The organism is Dehalobacter sp. 12DCB1, from assembly GCF_004343605.1.
Lineage (GTDB): Bacteria > Bacillota > Desulfitobacteriia > Desulfitobacteriales > Syntrophobotulaceae > Dehalobacter.
Genome location: NZ_POSF01000015.1, coordinates 311496 through 326196, shown reverse-complemented (window position 1 = coordinate 326196; position 14701 = coordinate 311496). Strand labels below are relative to the sequence as shown.

Here is a 14701-nt window from a genome sequence, read left to right as displayed (position 1 = left end):
CTTGTGGCACCCAGACCTAATATGGGGTAATCAGGCTTGAATGGAATTATTTGAGCCATGAATTGACTAGGTAACAAAGTTCGGGGATAAGATTCTCCCACGGTGAGATAATGACTGAGGGAGTGTGAAAAATAATGAAGGCCGAAATTATTTCCACGGGAACAGAATTACTGCTCGGAAAAACGCTGAATACGAGTGCCCATTATCTTACGGGACAGCTTTCGGATCTCGGGATAGAAGTACGCTACCATACGACGGTAGGGGACAACAAAGAACGGCTGACCGAGACACTAAAGAATGCGCTGCAGCGTTCCAGGCTTGTGCTTGTCAGCGGAGGGCTTGGACCGACGGCAGATGACCTATCCAAAGAAATTGCCGCTGAAGTCTTAGGTCTGAAAATGAGCTATGATCCGGAAAGCATGCAGTCCCTGACGCAGTTTTATATCAATGACCGGATGCCGCCAAGTACGGAAAAACAGGCTTATTTTCCAGAAGGTTCGATCCTGCTGCCGAACGATAAAGGAACTGCGCAGGGGACGCTTATCTGCAAAAATGACCAGTTTTGCGCGATCCTTCCCGGACCGCCTCCCGAAATGGAGGTTATGTTCCAAAAGTATTTGCTGCCCAAACTGGAGCAGATTATCCTTCGAGATTCAAGACGGATGCAGGTACGTATTCTAAAAATATTTGGACTCGGGGAACCGGAACTGGAACGGGAACTAACCGTTCTGATGCAGCGTAAATCTCCGTCTCTCACTTTGCTGGACAGGCATACCTACATGGATGTCAGGCTTACGGTCCGAAGCGGGGATATCAGTCAAGCTGTCCAGCTCCTGGATCAGACAGAAGCAGAGATCCGCAGCATTTTTGGGGACAGGGTATTCGGAGCCGGAACGGATACCCAGGCGGGTATTGTTGGAAAACTGCTTCTGGAAAACAATCTGACGCTGGCAACGGCCGAATCCTGCACCGGTGGTCTTCTGGGCGGAAGAATCACCGCCGAAGCCGGAAGTTCGGCGTATTATCTTGGCGGCGTTGTAAGTTATGCGAATTCAGCCAAAGAAATTTTGCTCGGGGTGAAAAGCAGCAGCCTGCTGCAGGAAGGCGCAGTCAGTGAACTTGTAGCCGGGGAAATGGCCGGAGGGGCAAGAAAGGCCCTCGGTGCAGATCTTGGGATTGCGACGACCGGAGTTGCGGGACCTGGAGGCGGAACTGCGGACAAACCCGTCGGTCTGGTCTATATCGCCCTGGCTCATCCGGAAGGTATCGAGATCACTAAAAACCAGTTTGTCGGGAGCAGGGAATCCGTCAGAAATATGATTGTAGAAACCGCCTTGAATATGCTGCGGCTGTATTTACTTAGGAAATACATGCAGTAAGTTCTTGTCAAACGAGAGATGACCAATCCTATGTAAAAATTTTACTTTTAAACGGATTGACAATAGACAGTCAGAAAAAGTATAATAGAAACCGAACATATGTTTTGTATAATCATGAGGAGGCACGAAAAGATGGCTACTCCAGATAAACTGAAAGCATTGGATATTGCACTGAGCCAAATTGAAAAGCAGTTTGGCAAGGGAGCGATTATGAAACTCGGCGAAGCTTCGGACAGAATGGCTGTTGAGACGATTTCAACAGGTTCATTGGCCCTGGATTTGGCTTTGGGCGTTGGCGGAGTTCCCAGGGGCCGGGTAATAGAGGTTTATGGACCGGAGTCTTCGGGGAAAACCACCGTAACGCTGCATATTATTGCTGAGGCACAAAAAACAGGTGGCGTTGCAGCTTTTATTGATGCGGAGCATGCCCTTGACCCGGTATATGCCCGTGCGCTGGGTGTGAATGTCGACGATCTGCTGGTTTCCCAGCCAGACACCGGTGAGCAAGCACTGGAAATCTGTGAAGCCCTTGTCCGTAGCGGCGCGGTTGATGTCGTCGTAATTGACTCGGTGGCGGCACTTGTGCCACGGGCTGAAATCGAAGGGGAGATGGGCGATTCCCACATGGGGCTGCATGCCCGTCTGATGTCCCAGGCATTGCGCAAGCTTACCGGGGCAATCAGTAAAAGCCGTACCTGTGTCATCTTTATTAATCAGATCAGGGAGAAAGTTGGCGTAATGTTCGGCAACCCTGAGACGACGACCGGAGGACGGGCACTGAAATTTTATGCTTCAGTCCGGCTGGAAGTCAAAAAGCAGGATGTCATCAAGCAGGGGCAGGAAATCATCGGCAATCGTACCCGCGTAAAGGTCGTCAAAAACAAGGTTGCACCGCCGTTTAACTTTGCTGATTTTGACCTGGTTTATGGCGAAGGGATATCCAGGGAAGGCAGTATTGTCGATATGGGATCGGAAACAGGTATTCTTATGAAATCGGGCGCCTGGTATTCCTACAATGGCGAAAGGCTTGGACAGGGAAGAGAGAATGTAAAGGACTTTTTGCGTCAGCATCCTGATATTGCTGCAGAGATCGAGAGAAAAGTGCGTGATCTGGTTCTGGTCTCGAAAGACAGGTCCAACGGTGCTAAGGATGACAGCATGAATGATGAATAGAAATCAGGCCTCGCCGAAGAAAAGTGTGCTAGGTGCTGCGCTGGATTTCTTAAGCCGCAGGCAGCTGTCTGCCAGGCAGCTTGCTGGCAAATTGGAGGCTAAAGGTTATTCAGCAGAGGAAAATGCTGAGGCTCTTCGAAAACTAGAAGAATGGAAGTATATTGATGATCGGCAATATGCCTTGTCATATGTTAAAAGTAAGGAAACAAGGTTTTCTCGGATCAGAATATGTATTGAACTGCAAAAAGCCGGTCTGGACAATCGGATGATCTCTCTCGTCATGGATGAATACTATCCCGAGCAGCAGGAGGTTCAAAATTGCCTGCTGCTTGGCCGTAAAATGTTTGAGCAGGAGTATAGGAAATACCAGAAAAAATCCCTAAACGATCAAAACAGAAATATCCATCCAAAAGAGTTATATTTAAGGAAAAAGGTCGGGGACAAGCTCTTAGCGAAAGGTTATCAATTGGATATCGTCAAAAAAGTACTTGAAGAGATTATTATTTTTGATAATCTTTAAGTATTTAGTATACTTTATTATCTCACCAACTTGACATTATTTGCACATTTCATTAAACTATTATCAAATGGATCTGTTTCTAGTAAATTTTTAACCTTTCAAGGTTTTCTCTTATATTAAACTGAACATTTCAGCTGCACCGGGTATCGGTGTAGCTATATTTAAGGGAAACATAATTGAATGAGGGTTATAGATTTTACGGAACTGGTCTGACCAGTTTTTTTGTTATTTTACGAAATATTTAATACTATTATTTAAGGAGGTGAAGCTTTGGAAATATCAGGCTTAATTGCAGTTGTTATTGTACTCGCCGGATTGGCGATTGGCAGTCTGATCGGCTGGTTTATCCGCAAATCATCTGCGGAAAAAATGATTGGATCTGCTGAAATAGAAGCAAAAAGGCTTTTAAAAAATGCTGAGGCAGAGGCTGAAGCTAAAAAAAGAGAAAAAGTTGTTGCAGCTAAAGAAGAGGTTATGCAGCTTCGCAATGATATTGAAAAAGAGACCAGAGAAAGACGTAACGAAATCCAGCGTCTGGAAAGACGCAATCTCCAAAAGGAAGAGACCCTTGAAAGAAAAATTGAAGTTTTAGAGCGTAAGGAAGAAAATTTACATCGCAAAGAATCAGAAGTTGAAAAACAAAAACTTGATTTAAATGATCTCCTGATTAAACAGGTAGCTGAGCTGGAAAGGCTTTCCGGTCTGACTCCTGAAGAAGCCAAACAATTGTTGTTAAAAAGTGTCGAGGAAGAAGTACGTTACGAATCGGCAATCATGATTAAGGAATATGAGACCCGGACAAAAGAAGAAGCCGAAAAACGCGCTAAAGATATTATTTCTTTGGCTATTCATCGTTGTGCTGCAGACCATGTTGCTGAAAGCACAGTTTCAGTGGTTGCTCTACCGAACGATGAAATGAAAGGCCGTATCATTGGCCGAGAGGGCCGAAACATCAGAGCTCTTGAGACTTTAACGGGTATTGATTTGATTATTGACGATACGCCTGAGGCTGTTATTTTATCAGGATTTGATCCGATTAGAAGAGAAGTCGCCAGAGTCGCTCTGGAAAAACTGATTTTGGACGGACGTATTCATCCGGCTAGAATTGAAGAAATGGTTGAAAAGGCGCAGAAGGAAGTTGACCAAAAAATCAGGGAAGAAGGAGAACAAGCTACCTTCGAAACTGGGGTTCACGGCATACATTCCGAACTGATTAAATTGCTTGGCCGACTGCGTTTCAGAACCAGTTATGGACAAAATGTTTTAAAACACGCTATCGAGGTATCTCATCTGGCCGGGCTAATGGCTTCCGAACTGGGCGTTGATGTCCAGACCGCAAAACGCGCCGGACTTCTGCATGACATTGGTAAAGCCGTTGACCATGATACCGAAGGCACGCATGTTGAGATTGGTGTTGATCTCTGCAAAAAGTACAAAGAATCATGGGATATTATTCACGCGATTGAGGCCCATCACGGTGACACTGAACCTAAGACGATTGTTGCAGTGCTTGTTGCCGCTGCAGATGCGGTATCGGCTGCCAGACCTGGCGCCAGACGCGAGACTTTGGAGTCCTACATTAAAAGGCTGCAGAAGCTTGAGGAAATTGCCGAAACCTTTGAAGGCGTTGAAAAATCCTACGCAATTCAGGCCGGCAGAGAGATTCGCATTATTGTGAATCCGGACAAGATTGATGATGCACTTGCACCAAGGTTTGCACATGATATTGCAAAGAGAATTGAAGAAGAACTGGAATACCCCGGACAGATCAAAGTTGTCGTAATGCGGGAGACCCGCGCAGTAGATTATGCGAAGTAATCTGCGATGAAACGACGTTAACACAAAGATACCTTACGGATTAAGCGTACAATGATTAGATATTGAACCATGCGTATATAGAGCAAAGCAGGTGTTAGGCCTGCTTTGTTTGTGTATCATAGAATATAAGTATTTTCTAGTATTTTCTGAGCCATCTAAGTGCACAGGTTTACGTTATATTGGTATGTCGGGACAAAATAGGTTATAATTGCTAGGGCACTCTAGGAAGGACTTTACGTCTCCTTGAAGAATTATTATATGTTTTGGAGAAGAATACTTAATTCACATTAGGGAAAGGATTATCAAGATGACCGCTTCAGAAGTCGTAACTGTTGAATCAAATTATCTTAATTATAGTACAGGATTACTTGTTTCTATTTTGCTGCGCTATCCGGAAGTTGTTACGATTAGCTGCAGTCACGAGTATCAGACCATGAGACTGAAATTCCTGGTCGTCAAGGAGTGCGGTTTCGAAGCGCTTCAGATTAAACTTCGGCAGGCCCTGGAATTGTTTCATCAGATTGAAGGCCGGAAAATTCAGCTGTTTAATGTCGAAAAATTTGAGCAGGAACTGGATCTAATTATCATCAGCAGAGATTTAAGCAGCATTACCCACACCGAAATCAATCTCATTGTAGAAATCATGAAAAGCGAGCTTGGCGCTAAACTGATTGCTGATGAATGCAGCCTGCCTGAAGAAGAGGTCATACTACAGGAAGAAATTATTAATCATATGATGGCAGCTGTACGTTCTAACGGAACAGAAAAAAACATTACAGCTGTACGAGAAGACGGCAGAGTACTTGTTTTCAATGGTTGAACCAAGGGTCTAGTGCAAATAAAGGAGTACCTTATGCAGATTCTTTTTATTGGTGATATCGTCGGTAGACCGGGAAGAGAAGCGGTGGCTGCTTTTCTCCCAGAACTCCAGAAAGAGCATAAACTTGATCTGGTGATTGCCAATGCTGAAAATGCCTCGGGCGGGCGGGGGCTCACCAAAGAAGTCGCCTATGAGCTATATGATTACGGAATCCACTTTTTGACGATGGGCAACCATGTTTGGGACCAAAAGGAAATTATAAAGTTTATCGATGATGAAACCAAGCTGATCCGGCCTGCCAATTATCCGAAAGGGGTTCCGGGAAAAGGCTATGGTTTTGTTATTCGTAACGGAATAAAGACGGGAATTATCAATCTATCAGGCAGAGTCTTTCTGCCACCGTTAGAGAATCCTTTTACGATGGTGAATCAAATCATCAATATGATGGCTGTGGAGACCCCGGTGATCATTGTCGATTTTCATGCCGAGGCAACTTCGGAAAAAGTTGCGCTTGGCTGGTTTCTTAACGGCAAAGTAAGCGCAGTTCTTGGAACGCATACCCATATCCAGACTGCGGATGCCAGGATACTGGACCAGGGTACGGCCTATATTACAGACGTTGGAATGACTGGCCCGCGGGATTCAGTCCTCGGAGTCAAAAAAGAAATTATTATCAACAATTTTCTGACGCAGATGCCGGTAAGATTTGAAGTGGCCAACGGAGTGAACCAGCTGAACGCTGTGGTGCTTCAAATAGATGAAAAAAACGGCAAAACGCAGCGTATTATTCCTATACAGAAACAGACATCCTGCGCTAAATGAGGTGCAGGTTTTTTTTGGGCGAAAAATACGAAAATCAGACATTTCTAAAAAGAGGATTTTTTTACTATTACGCGAATAGTATATAGCATTAAAGTGGAAATACATGTAAAAAGGATTGATTGGGAGGTATTAGATAATGGATGTGTTAAAAGTCTCAGCAAAATCAAGTCCTAATTCAGTAGCAGGAGCGTTAGCAGGAGTACTCAGGGAAAAAGGCGGAGCTGAACTGCAGGCAATTGGCGCAGGCGCATTAAACCAGGCAGTGAAAGCAGTTGCTATCGCCAGGGGTTTTGTTGCTCCGAGTGGTCTTGACCTGGTTTGTATTCCAGCTTTCACTGATATCCAAATTGAAGGCGAAGAGAGGACCGCGATTAAACTGATTGTCGAACCCAGATAACCCAATGATTCTAAACCTGCCTGCTTAGGGGCAGGTTTTTTTAGTATATCAGAAAGTTTCGTACTTTCTAATATTCTAAGTGCAACTAAGGCAGTCATCAAAGGCTTGGCATCAGTCAGATTTTCTTAATGCGTAGCCTTCTGCCCGATTATCCTTTAGAATATAAATAAAGGAGCTAAATTTGACCATGAAGAACATATGGATTGCTGATGGGCATTGCGACAGCATTGGAGATTTTGCTGCCGGAAAAAGAAATTTAAAAGAAACAGCGAAATTTGGACACTGGGATTTGAGCAGGGCAAAACAGGCCAATCTGGGCCTGCAGTTTCTGGCTGCTTATATTGAAAGTGAACACAAACCGTTTCAGGCGGCCTGGAGAGGGCTGGAATTGATCGAAGCTGCACTTAAGTTTATTGATCATAATTCCAGTGATGTATTTTTAGTAAAAACTCAAGAAGACGCAGCCCAATTAGGCCGGACCAATAAGCTAGGCCTGCTGATCAATATTGAGGGCGGAGAAATTCTTGGGGAAAACGTTTTTATGCTTGATTTGATTTTCAGGCTTGGAGTCAGAAGCATTGGCCTTACCTGGAATGAAAGGAATGCGATCGGCAACGGCGTTGGGGAAAGCGAAGGAAGTGGCGGTTTATCTAGTTTTGGCTTTCAGGTCATCGAAAGAATGAATCAGCTTGGGATGGTAATCGACGTCTCCCACCTAAATGAGGCAGGTTTTTGGGATGTTCTGAGACATTCTGAACGTCCGATCCTTGCTTCCCATTCCTGTGCCAAAGCATTATGCGGCCATCGCCGGAACTTGACTGACCACCAGCTGCGTGCGCTAGGAGACAAGAAAGGTTTGGTCGGAGTCAATTTCTGTGAAGATTTCCTGAGTGAGACCGGAAAAGCAACTATGAATGATGTTGTCCTGCACATTTGCCACATCGCAGAAGTAGCGGGAGTCGATACCGTTGGCTTCGGATCAGATTTTGACGGAATCGAGACGACACCAAAAGGTCTGGAAAATGTCGGGAAATTTCTGGATCTAGTGGAAAAATTGTCTCAGTGCGGTTTTAATCAGAACGAAATAGCCAAAATATGTTATGGGAATTATGTCAGGTTTTTGAGCGATGTCTTAATGTGAAAATTCTTAGAGGTAAACATCATGAAATACCAAACAAGATTTGAGGCCGACCTGCATTGTCATACGACTGCTTCAGACGGGATCCTTACACCGGAAGAAGTCGTTAAGTCTGCCGCAGAAGTCGGATTGAAAGCTTTGGCCATCACGGATCATGATACCATTAATGGCTGGAGGGAGGCAGGGCGGGCTGCAGCCAAGACTGGACTCTGTCTGGTTAAAGGCATCGAGATTAACACCGACTGGGTCGGCAAGGAAGTCCATATCCTCGGGTATGGGTTACAGGAGGGCAATGAGGTCCTTCATATCAGGCTACAAGAACTGCGGGAAAAAAGAGTGCAAAGAATAAGAAAGATCCTTCAGAAGCTGGAACAACTTGGAATCACCCTGACATTTGATGAAGTAAGTCAGTTTGTGAACGGAGATTCTGTCGGACGACCCCATGTGGCTCAGGCCATGATTAGGCACGGGTATGCCGCTAATCTGAAAGACGCTTTTGAGAGATTTTTAAAGATAGGAAGGCCGGCTTACATTCCCAGGTATAAGCTTGATCCTGTCAAAGCTATTACAATTATCAGAGAAGCCGGAGGCGTAGCCGTGCTCGCGCATCCGGGCAGCCAATGTACAGAACCCGAGATTGCCGCCTGGGTCGACTCAGGGCTGCAGGGAATTGAAGTCTATCATCCCGACCACGGTGCGGAGGAACGAAATTACTTTAGAGCACTGGCAGAAAGGAAGAGCCTTCTGATTACAGGCGGATCTGATTTTCATGGTCATGCGATTAAGCCTGGCATAAAATTAGGCTCTTGGGGAGTCGGTATGGAGACCATTCAACAAATTGAGCAGCTGAGGAGGAAGAAGACATGAAGCTCGCAGCAAGAATGGGAAGTCTGCAAACATCGATTTTTTCACAATTGGCTTCGTTGAAAGAAGAGCTTAAACGTGAAGGGAAAACGCTCATTGATCTCAGTGTAGGGAGCCCTGATTTGCCTCCGTCCCTGGAGATCAGAAAAATAATCAGTGAGCAGAGCCTCGATGAAAAAGCGTATGGTTATACACTGACCAGAGGAATTCCGGAGTTTCGGGAAGCTTGCTCATTATGGTATAAAAGAAGATTTAACGTTGTTATTGATCCTGCGACGGAAGTGCTTCCGGTCATGGGTTCCCAGGATGGTCTAACGCATATTTTCTGGGCATTTATTGATAAGGGTGACGCTGCTTTTATCCCTGATCCGGGTTATCCGATTTATTCAGACGGATTGGCGCTGGTCGAAGGTGAAAAGGTTACACTGCCGTTATTGGAAACGAACGACTTTCTGCCGGACCTTAATCGAATTGCCCCCCAGACCGCTGACCGGGCCAAATTGATGATCCTCAACTATCCAAATAATCCAACTGCTGCAGTTGCATCGATGGCTTTCTTTAATGAAGTTGTTAGGTTTGCCTCCGAACATGAAATTGTGGTTTGCCATGATGCTGCGTATACGGAACTGGCTTTTGACGGCTATAGTCCGTCAAGCTTTCTGCAGGCCAAAGGAGCAAAGGAGGTAGGGGTAGAGTTTCATTCCCTTTCCAAGTCGTATAATATGGCCGGAGTGAGACTTGGCTTTGTGGTCGGCAATAAAGAAGTCATAAGAGCGCTGGAGACCATCAAATCCAATATTGACTATGGAAGTTTTCAGCCTGTATTGAAGGCCGGAGCTACTGTCTTAAGCGGTGGTGATCAGACCATCCTTGCCAATCAGCAGACGTATAAAAACAGAAGGGATATCTGGGTCGACGGATGTGCCAGAGTCGGCTGGAAGATGAACAGGTCCAAAGGATCCATGTTTGTATGGGCCCCGGTGCCTACGAAGCAAGATTCATTATCCTTTGCGCTTGAACTGGCCAGCGAGGCTGGTGTTCTTATCGTGCCGGGCATTGCCTTTGGCCGGTATGGCGAGGGATATGTCAGGGTTGGCCTGGTTCAGGATGAGACAAGGCTTCAGGAAGCGGTTCAGCGGGTTGGAACTTTTTTAGCCGGGAAGGATTAAAAACAATCTGAAGCGTATAGAATAACTATATAAGAATATAATTCTGTTCCGGGAGATGAAAGTTTGAGCACGAATGAGGAAACCGTCCTGTTAACTCATAGAATTATGGAATTGGAAAAACAGCTTGATAATCTGCGTTTAAGCAGGAGAGTCCTTATGGACCTGCTTGAGCAGATTGAAAAGGAAAATAAGATCCTTACGCAAAAGCTTGATCAAAAAAGCAGATATCTTCAGAAATACAAAAAGATAAACCAGCATAAACCGGTTTATTCGCAGGATTTTGAATTATATGAACTTAAGGATTATTTGAAAGAATAGCAGTTTAAAGCCTTTGCTTGGGCTATTTTCGCAATGGATGGCCGCTTTCGTCAAAAGACGCGCTTGCATCGTACTACGCTTGACGTTGGCCATCCATTGCGGAGACATAGTCTGTAGTTTGTGAAAGTTTGTTTTAATAGTTCAAGTTACTTTGGAATTACTGTACGGGTAACTTTGAAACTAGTGCCGGTTGTCGGCTTGATGGAGGATTTCTTCCAAAGAATTTTGTGGGGTATGGTGATTTTGGATTAAGCACTGGATTTCAGGAGAGAGTCCGGCCCGGGCGGCCAGCCGTTTCCCCCAGTCAGGATGTTGAGTGTAAATCACCACCGTCTTGCCAAAAACTGATTTGCTTTGGCGGATGATGTTTTTGGTCCGTTCAGGTAAATAATTAAAGATAACAATAAATATCCTCTGCCACAGAAGCAGATGAATCACGGATTTTCCGCAGTCATGGAGAAGCGCACCACTTAAAAGGCTATGGTAAACTTCTTTTCCATAACCATTTTCAATAAAACTGCTTCGTTCCTGAATATCCCGGGCGACATCGAGTGCATGCCTCTGTTCTGTAAGGGTCTGCTTCAGAAATAGCTGTCTTTCCCGCTCCGACAGTACGGTATTTAGCCAGGAGTATTCATTCTCATTTACAACCGGGTGCAACGCATTGAGTAATTGTTTGATCCGATAGAACATCATTCAGTTCCTTTGTATTTTTTGCTTTAATCCCATCCCTATTCTATTATACCCTTACTATTTACAATTTCCAGTGCTTTAATAAGCATGATGATGGATCATCCTAGATAGCTTGCTTTGGAATTAAATTCTTTGTTATCATTTGTACATTAGGGTATGTTATTTTATATTACATTACACATTTTGCAGATGAAGTCACATTCGGGGGGATACGATGCGCCATAAATTTGAAGATCAGCTTCAGGAGCTTAAGAAAAAAATAGTAGAAATGAGCGTGTTAGTTGAGAAGGCGCTGGAACAGGCCATGGAAAGCTTGAAGAACAGGGATATGGCTCTGGCGGAAAAGGTAGTCAGCGATGACGGCCTGATCAATGATTCTGAGCAGGACATCGAACTGCTCTGTACCCACCTTGTTGCAACCCAGCAGCCGTTTGCCTCGGATCTCCGCAATATTGTTGCGAGCTATAAAATCATTTCCTCTCTGGAAAGAATGGGCGATCTATCCGTCGATATTGCCAAAGTATCCTTGCGGATTGGACCCGATCCACTGATCAAGCCGTTGATCGACATGCCGAAAATGGCTGAGATCGCAATCCAAATGATGCGTACGGCCGTCCAGGCTTTTATCTATGAAGATATTGAACTTGCACGGTCATTGGCTGAGACCGACCACAAAGTGGATCATTACTATAAATTGATTTTTAACGAACTTAACGAGATGATGGCACAAGATTCGGCAATATCTGGCCAGGCTGTCTACCTGCTTCTAGCAACCCGCTATATCGAAAGAATCGGGGATTACTGTACGAATATCGGGGAAGAAGTTATTTATATGCAATTAGGCGTTAGGGAAAATTTAAACAAATAGACAGAAATATATATAAAAAATTTATATTCTATCTTGACCATCAGCTAAAGAACCCGGGTTTACCCGGGTTAATTTTTCTATAATTTTATAATTGAAAAAGATACCTTGTCATTTCCTGCCTTTATCAAGCGTAATAATAAAAAAACAGCTTGTAAAGGGAGGATTTGACTTGAATATAAAATGGAAGGAATTATGGGATGCTAATCCGGACATTTTTAGTGTATCCGGATGGGAAGAATGTCCAGAAGAGGTCAGGAAAGGTTGGCATCTGCCTTCCCAGTTTGATTATTTCAGTGCCGGGGATATCAGTTTCAGAGTCGGGATCATCGCTGCGCAGGGAGTTTACCGGGAGGAAGACTTCCTTCTAGGAGGGATTTTGTGGGGAGGGCATCTAGGAAATGGCAGCAGGACTTTGATTTATTATGTGGCAAAAGAATTTTCTCCTGTATTTTTAGGTGCGGTTTCTCAAATAGGAGGCATGCTGTTTGCCAGGACGGTTTTTTGGCGGGAAAAATTAACCCCAAATTTATATGTCCTGTCAGAAAAAGATTACGATAAAGGCTTTTTTCGGCTGGATACAGGAGAGTTGCACCCCGGTTGGGAACACTGGCAAAGAGAATTAAATCCGGTGGCTTGGAATCACCTGATGGTGATCAACCGCTATTTTGAAAGCTTGGCTAAGAGAAGAGTCCGGGCAGTATCCGAAAAGAATAAAATCACCTATTGCTGGGGAAATATTCAAATTGCCGAGTTTAAAAAGAAAGGGAACAAGTTTGAACTGTCTACTAAAGTAAAATGGACCAGGAATAAAAATATTGCTTCCAAATTTCTAAAGTTGGGATGGGTCGATTTTTCCGGGAATCTTAATGATGAATTTTGCAGAGCCATTAACGGGATACTGGAACTGCTGGAAAATATGGAGATCAATGGCAGCCTTGATTCCAGGGAATTATTAGATCTTAAGATAATCTATGACAGGGAATTTATCCCCCAATATTTTGGAAAGTACCTGGAGGTTCCTTGGTATCCAAGAGACTTCAGTGATTTGATTGAAAGCCGGCAACTGTATTTTTTCCAACGGGATCAATCTATTAGGATTATTAAACCTATTCTGGAGAAACCATCGCTAAAAATTGTACAAACGCTGCTAGTATTTTCAGCTTTTGAAAACTATGCGAAGCATCATCAAGGTTTTCCGGGATATTCGCAACTGGAGTGGAACCGCAAAATATTCCTTTTTTGCGAAGCCGATTACATGGAAGAATTGCGTCTGTGCCAATCCTGGCTGAAGCAGCCCGACAAATATCCATTGATGATCATGCCCAAAGAATGGCGGACGGAAGGTTTTAAAGGAGTAAAAGATAACTTCATTGCATTCGGGATCGATGCATAGTAAGATTGTGGTAAAGAGAATGATCATTCTAACATTTGTCGGGAAACACGGACGGATAAAGGAGAAAAGATGGTAACCTATAGACACGCAAAGCTAAGCGATGTGGAAGACATTATTAACCTGATCAATTACTATGCTGAACAGGGACTCATGCTGCCCAGAACTCGAAGTGCACTGTATGAGGGAATCAGGGAGGTCATTGTAGCGGTGGAGGATGACCGGATTGTCGGAACCGGCGCTTTACATATTACCTGGGATGATCTCGCTGAGATCAGGGCACTGGCGGTTGATGAAAGCTATAGAGGGAAGGGCTTAGGCCGCAAGATTGTTGAGCTCCTTTTGGAAGAGGCCAAGGAGCTCCATTGCCCCAAGGTATTTACCCTGACGTATCAAGTAGATTTCTTCAAACATATGGGATTCGAAATCACCGAAAAGGATTCAATGCCCCATAAGGTCTGGAAAGAATGCATCAATTGTGTTAAGTTTCCTAATTGTGATGAAAATGCCCTGATTCTTTACTTAAAATAGGGGGTTCAATGACTGTAAAAAGTATAAAAATTTATACGGACGGAGCCTGTTCAGGTAATCCCGGACCGGGAGGCTGGGCGGCAGTCCTAAAATATGGCGAATATGAAAGAGAGATTAGTGGCTTTGAAGCAAATACAACCAATCAACGTATGGAACTGACTGCGGCACTCCAAGGACTGGCAGCCCTGAAAGAACCTTGCAGTGTCCAAGTCCACAGTGACAGCGCCTATTTAATTAATGCGTTCGAACAAAAATGGCTTTCCCGCTGGCAAAAGAATGGCTGGCAGAGTTCTCAAAAGAAACCGGTTGAGAATCGTGATCTCTGGGTATTACTTCTAGAACTCACGGCAAAGCATGAAGTTGTCTGGGTCAAGGTCAAAGGCCATTCTGGACATCCTGAGAACGAACGATGTGACGAACTTGCCCGCAAAGCAATTGCCCAGGCATTAGCTGATTAAGTTTTTAAGATTGGTTTTTCCCTAATAAATCATGCTATTCGCTGTATTTAGTCTTGTTTTTGCAAATAATTTCGTTATAATAATCATAAGGTGAGTTAATAACGAACGGTACATAGATCACTATAATAAATAAACAAAAAAATTAAAGGAAAAGGAATAACCATGTATTCCTTTAATTTTTTGAGTTTTCGTTCAGTATATACAAGCCCTAGTACCCTATTAATTCTAAAATCTTATATATCCTGGCGGCATATTTTTTGCAATACTGCGCTGTCATCAATCACCATACTTCAGTACGCCTCAATCTTTCCTTGGCTTAAAAAAATCTGCTCGCCATTTTATT

General features: G+C 44.1%; 16 protein-coding genes. 15 read left to right on the top strand and 1 reads right to left on the bottom strand.

Annotation, left to right across the window (positions count from 1 at the left end; genetic code table 11):
• The first annotated feature begins 134 nt into the window (after positions 1 to 134).
• The 11 genes from C1I38_RS10405 to C1I38_RS10355 all read left to right on the top strand — a co-directional run bounded on the left by C1I38_RS10405 (position 135) and on the right by C1I38_RS10355 (position 10418).
• Positions 135 to 1379, top strand: coding sequence for a competence/damage-inducible protein A (locus tag C1I38_RS10405; RefSeq protein WP_119774778.1), 1245 nt, complete (start codon positions 135 to 137; stop codon positions 1377 to 1379).
• 132 nt (positions 1380 to 1511) lie between these two features.
• A complete protein-coding gene (gene recA, locus C1I38_RS10400) occupies positions 1512 to 2552 on the top strand; it encodes a recombinase RecA (protein WP_020491750.1) in 1041 nt (346 codons plus the stop codon).
• Positions 2542 to 3072, top strand: coding sequence for a RecX family transcriptional regulator (locus C1I38_RS10395; RefSeq protein ID WP_119774779.1), 531 nt, complete (start codon positions 2542 to 2544; stop codon positions 3070 to 3072). The genes recA and C1I38_RS10395 overlap by 11 nt, the downstream gene beginning before the upstream one ends.
• Positions 3073 to 3342: 270 nt before the next feature.
• On the top strand, positions 3343 to 4890 hold the full coding sequence (gene rny, locus C1I38_RS10390) for a ribonuclease Y (protein ID WP_119774780.1): 1548 nt from the start codon (positions 3343 to 3345) through the stop codon (positions 4888 to 4890).
• Positions 4891 to 5197: 307 nt separating this feature from the next.
• Positions 5198 to 5710 carry a hypothetical protein gene (locus C1I38_RS10385; RefSeq protein ID WP_119774781.1) on the top strand — a complete coding sequence of 171 codons (513 nt, stop codon included), beginning with the start codon at positions 5198 to 5200 and terminating at the stop codon, positions 5708 to 5710.
• Between the two features lie 33 nt (positions 5711 to 5743).
• Positions 5744 to 6532, top strand: coding sequence for a TIGR00282 family metallophosphoesterase (locus tag C1I38_RS10380; protein ID WP_119774782.1), 789 nt, complete (start codon positions 5744 to 5746; stop codon positions 6530 to 6532).
• Between the two features lie 136 nt (positions 6533 to 6668).
• Positions 6669 to 6929 (top strand): stage V sporulation protein S, encoded by a 261-nt coding sequence (locus tag C1I38_RS10375; RefSeq protein ID WP_026156341.1) that lies wholly within the window; start codon positions 6669 to 6671, stop codon positions 6927 to 6929.
• Between the two features lie 187 nt (positions 6930 to 7116).
• Entirely contained in the window at positions 7117 to 8070 is a 954-nt protein-coding gene (locus tag C1I38_RS10370; protein ID WP_119774783.1) for a dipeptidase, read from the top strand.
• Positions 8071 to 8091: 21 nt separating this feature from the next.
• Entirely contained in the window at positions 8092 to 8934 is an 843-nt protein-coding gene (locus tag C1I38_RS10365) for a PHP domain-containing protein (RefSeq protein WP_119774784.1), read from the top strand.
• Entirely contained in the window at positions 8931 to 10100 is a 1170-nt protein-coding gene (locus tag C1I38_RS10360; RefSeq protein ID WP_119774785.1) for an aminotransferase class I/II-fold pyridoxal phosphate-dependent enzyme, read from the top strand. Before C1I38_RS10365 ends, C1I38_RS10360 begins: the two co-directional genes overlap by 4 nt.
• A gap of 63 nt (positions 10101 to 10163) precedes the next feature.
• Entirely contained in the window at positions 10164 to 10418 is a 255-nt protein-coding gene (locus C1I38_RS10355) for a hypothetical protein (RefSeq protein WP_119774786.1), read from the top strand.
• A 180-nt stretch (positions 10419 to 10598) separates the two neighbouring features.
• Here the strand turns inward: C1I38_RS10355 and C1I38_RS10350 are convergent, their stop codons facing one another.
• Entirely contained in the window at positions 10599 to 11114 is a 516-nt protein-coding gene (locus C1I38_RS10350) for an HDOD domain-containing protein (protein WP_243103640.1), read from the bottom strand.
• Positions 11115 to 11325: 211 nt separating this feature from the next.
• Between C1I38_RS10350 and phoU the strand changes: the two genes are divergently transcribed.
• The 4 genes from phoU to rnhA all read left to right on the top strand — a co-directional run bounded on the left by phoU (position 11326) and on the right by rnhA (position 14358).
• Positions 11326 to 11979 (top strand): phosphate signaling complex protein PhoU, encoded by a 654-nt coding sequence (gene phoU / locus C1I38_RS10345; RefSeq protein ID WP_119774788.1) that lies wholly within the window; start codon positions 11326 to 11328, stop codon positions 11977 to 11979.
• A gap of 169 nt (positions 11980 to 12148) precedes the next feature.
• A complete protein-coding gene (locus C1I38_RS10340; protein ID WP_119774789.1) occupies positions 12149 to 13372 on the top strand; it encodes a hypothetical protein in 1224 nt (407 codons plus the stop codon).
• A 69-nt stretch (positions 13373 to 13441) separates the two neighbouring features.
• Complete coding sequence (locus tag C1I38_RS10335) at positions 13442 to 13900, top strand: N-acetyltransferase (RefSeq protein ID WP_119774790.1); 459 nt, start codon at positions 13442 to 13444, stop codon at positions 13898 to 13900.
• A gap of 8 nt (positions 13901 to 13908) precedes the next feature.
• Positions 13909 to 14358, top strand: a complete 450-nt coding sequence (rnhA, locus tag C1I38_RS10330; RefSeq protein WP_119774791.1) for a ribonuclease HI — start codon at positions 13909 to 13911, stop codon at positions 14356 to 14358.
• Positions 14359 to 14701: the final 343 nt, after the last annotated feature.

Excerpts from the sequence above, each read along its gene's own strand:
- C1I38_RS10405 (WP_119774778.1), top strand. The coding sequence starts at position 135 with ATGAAGGCCGAAATTATTTCCACGGGAACAGAATTACTGCTCGGAAAA.
- recA (WP_020491750.1), top strand. The coding sequence starts at position 1,512 with ATGGCTACTCCAGATAAACTGAAAGCATTGGATATTGCACTGAGCCAA.
- C1I38_RS10395 (WP_119774779.1), top strand. The coding sequence starts at position 2,542 with ATGATGAATAGAAATCAGGCCTCGCCGAAGAAAAGTGTGCTAGGTGCT.
- C1I38_RS10385 (WP_119774781.1), top strand. The coding sequence starts at position 5,198 with ATGACCGCTTCAGAAGTCGTAACTGTTGAATCAAATTATCTTAATTAT.
- C1I38_RS10380 (WP_119774782.1), top strand. The coding sequence starts at position 5,744 with ATGCAGATTCTTTTTATTGGTGATATCGTCGGTAGACCGGGAAGAGAA.
- C1I38_RS10375 (WP_026156341.1), top strand. The coding sequence starts at position 6,669 with ATGGATGTGTTAAAAGTCTCAGCAAAATCAAGTCCTAATTCAGTAGCA.
- C1I38_RS10370 (WP_119774783.1), top strand. The coding sequence starts at position 7,117 with ATGAAGAACATATGGATTGCTGATGGGCATTGCGACAGCATTGGAGAT.
- C1I38_RS10365 (WP_119774784.1), top strand. The coding sequence starts at position 8,092 with ATGAAATACCAAACAAGATTTGAGGCCGACCTGCATTGTCATACGACT.
- C1I38_RS10360 (WP_119774785.1), top strand. The coding sequence starts at position 8,931 with ATGAAGCTCGCAGCAAGAATGGGAAGTCTGCAAACATCGATTTTTTCA.
- C1I38_RS10350 (WP_243103640.1), bottom strand. The coding sequence starts at position 11,114 with ATGATGTTCTATCGGATCAAACAATTACTCAATGCGTTGCACCCGGTT.
- phoU (WP_119774788.1), top strand. The coding sequence starts at position 11,326 with ATGCGCCATAAATTTGAAGATCAGCTTCAGGAGCTTAAGAAAAAAATA.
- C1I38_RS10335 (WP_119774790.1), top strand. The coding sequence starts at position 13,442 with ATGGTAACCTATAGACACGCAAAGCTAAGCGATGTGGAAGACATTATT.
- rnhA (WP_119774791.1), top strand. The coding sequence starts at position 13,909 with ATGACTGTAAAAAGTATAAAAATTTATACGGACGGAGCCTGTTCAGGT.